This window comes from Zunongwangia atlantica 22II14-10F7 (assembly GCF_002094855.1).
In the GTDB taxonomy this organism is placed as follows: domain Bacteria; phylum Bacteroidota; class Bacteroidia; order Flavobacteriales; family Flavobacteriaceae; genus Zunongwangia; species Zunongwangia atlantica.
Genome location: NZ_ARYN01000050.1, coordinates 1 through 2517, shown reverse-complemented (window position 1 = coordinate 2517; position 2517 = coordinate 1). Strand labels below are relative to the sequence as shown.

Annotated in this window: 3 protein-coding genes; all 3 read left to right on the top strand. The window is 39.7% G+C overall.

What is annotated here, in order from left to right; translation table 11 throughout:
* A partial coding sequence (locus IIF7_RS20415) for a TraG/VirB4 family ATPase (protein ID WP_449489476.1) occupies positions 1 to 788 on the top strand: 788 nt, incomplete at its 5' end.
* Between the two features lie 119 nt (positions 789 to 907).
* Entirely contained in the window at positions 908 to 1567 is a 660-nt protein-coding gene (locus IIF7_RS20410) for a conjugal transfer protein (RefSeq protein ID WP_245801691.1), read from the top strand.
* Between the two features lie 43 nt (positions 1568 to 1610).
* Positions 1611 to 2435: a hypothetical protein gene (locus IIF7_RS20405; protein ID WP_084843533.1), complete on the top strand. Its 825-nt coding sequence runs from the start codon at positions 1611 to 1613 to the stop codon at positions 2433 to 2435.
* Positions 2436 to 2517: the final 82 nt, after the last annotated feature.

The window sequence follows — 2517 nt, the reverse complement described above, 5'->3', positions numbered from 1 at the left end:
TATTCGACCTTGATTCCGGTACCTACGGGAAAGGTAATGCTGTAAGTCCCAACCATATACTTCGTGATGCTCAATCAGTAACAGACAACACTTTTTTGGATCGTAAACGCTTTCTGCATATTCTCTCTGAATATGTTGGCAGTGGGATCTATAGCTATTTGTTTCAACCGGGAGTTCAAAATTATCGTTTGGAAGATAAACGATTGATCATATTTGAGTTGGATGAAGTTCGGGATAATAAAGAAATTCTGGGCATCATGCTAAAACTCATCAAAACAGCCGTACAGGGTTCCATCTGGAGTCAGCGGGAAGAAAAAGGAATTATCCTTTTTGATGAGTTTGCTAAACAATTGAAATTCCCCAATGTTCTGGAAAGTGTGGAATTCTATTACCAGGCTATCCGAAAACAAAATGGCGCCATAGGCATTATCCTGCAGTCCATAAATCAATTGCCTGCCAATAGCACGGCAGCAAGTATTCTGGAAAATACACAGGTGATCTATAGCCTGCGCAATGAAAAAGGCTATGAGGAGCTGGTGCATCGTTTAAAACTTTCTTCTCATGATCATAATCAGCTAAAATCCATTACCAACAACCTGAGTGGAAAACGAAAGTACACGGAGGTATTTATAAAGATCGGAAAAGAAAGTAATGTGTACCGCCTGGAAGTTCCCCCGGAAGCCTATGCGGCTTATTTAACCGATGGAAAAGAAAATGAAGCAATTCTCAGAAATTATCAGGAGAATGGAGATATGCAAAAGGCTATTCAGGAGTTTCTATCGCCCTAATATCAAGAAACCAAACTCTATATAGTGCGCTGCCTTCTTTTCCTGATTTGATGTAATGCTATGCCTGTGTATCCAAACTACTACTGGTATTGAATATTTTAATTTTTAACCAAACTGCTATGAAAACTGTAACCCGTCAAGCTTTGAATATATTCAATCTTAATTTCTACAACCTCAATTTCTATAGCGCTGTTTTGACAAAGCTAAAAGTTTGGGGATGCCTTGCTTTAATAAGCATAGCGCCCTTTTTTTCTTCATCAGCAACAGCCCAGGGGATGCCGGTTTATGATAATACCAATTTCTTAAGCCTGGCCAAACAGCTAATCGAATCGGCAAAACAAACTTCCAACCTACTCAAAACCGTTGAATTTCTGAAACAGCAAAAAGAAAATATTGAAAAGGTCAATGGAGTAGTACAGGAGCTTCAGGCCGTTCGCGAACTGACCCAAAATCATCAGCGTCTCTACGAATGCATTCGTACCGATGTCAGGGATTTGCTTGATTCGCCATTTATTCATCCTAATGAAGCCAATAGGATTTCGCGTCATTTTGAAGATATGATTGAACTTTCCCTAAAAGATCTGGATTTTATCGATCAGGTGCTTTCCAGTGATCTTCTCCGAATGAATGATAGTGATCGCACCAAAATATTGCAGCAAAAAGAACAGCAATCCAGAGCCCTTCTTGCTCAGGTAAATACACAATTGAAACGCTATAGGGATATCATTGCTTTTAGACAATTACAGGATATCCTCAACTCGCGGGAGTCTCAACAGTAAACCAAATGTTCATTTTGGTGATAACGATTAATCCTTTTATACGATGAATTTAGGCTTAGAATATATTGATAGCATCTTTCAAACCCTGAAGGATAGTAGCTTTTTAAGCTATACCCTTACCGGGATGAAAACACTGGCAGTGCTACTTTTTCTGGTAAATATTCTTAAGAAATATCAGGAAGGAGCCGCAAGACAGGAAGGAACGACCTGGGGATTACAACCAGCAGATCTGCTAAAGAATTTCGTAGTGGTGATTCTGGTGTTTTGCGCTCCGCAATTACTAAGCCTGTTGGATAGTGTACTGGTCAGTATCGAAGGGGAATTCCTGGATACCGCACCAGCGTTACTTCCTTTGCAATTGGAAGAGATGAGCGTTACAGAAGATGTTGGTGCCTTCGATGTGTTGACCCAGGCCATGACTGCACTATACGAAGCCCTGGTCTCTCCATTTTATGCCATTAAAATGATTTCCTTTGTGACCGGCCTGTTTCTTTGGCTGTTGGATTTGTTTCTCTATCCACTTTTTCTGGCGGAACGCTTCTTTGTCCTCGGGCTGCTACAGGTGTTTTTTCCTTTAGTCATTAGTCTCTCCGTTTTTGAAAAGTTTCGAGGAATGGCCTATACTTTTTTTCGCCTATATGTTGCCGTTTATATGCTGGTACCGGCCTTCTTTCTGGTCAATATTTTTCTGAATAACCTCTATACAGCCATCAACGAAGATTTCTTTGGATATCTCCTCGGCCTAGCAACCGAAAATGAAATGCTTAAGCGACTGATCGAAGCGGCTTCAATTGGTTTTATAGTACTGTTAAAATTTAAACTTTATAAGCGAGCAACCTCCTTTACATTGAGGATTTTTACTGCATAATCTCGAGATTTTGCTGTGCTGTAGCACTGAATTCTAAATATTTCTATTTCAAAAAATATTCTTTAAAACCTTTGTGATGAAA

What these genes read in the sequence shown, in the direction of transcription:
- IIF7_RS20405 (WP_084843533.1), top strand. Translation starts at nt 1,611, where the DNA reads ATGAATTTAGGCTTAGAATATATTGATAGCATCTTTCAAACCCTGAAG.
- IIF7_RS20410 (WP_245801691.1), top strand. Translation starts at nt 908, where the DNA reads ATGAAAACTGTAACCCGTCAAGCTTTGAATATATTCAATCTTAATTTC.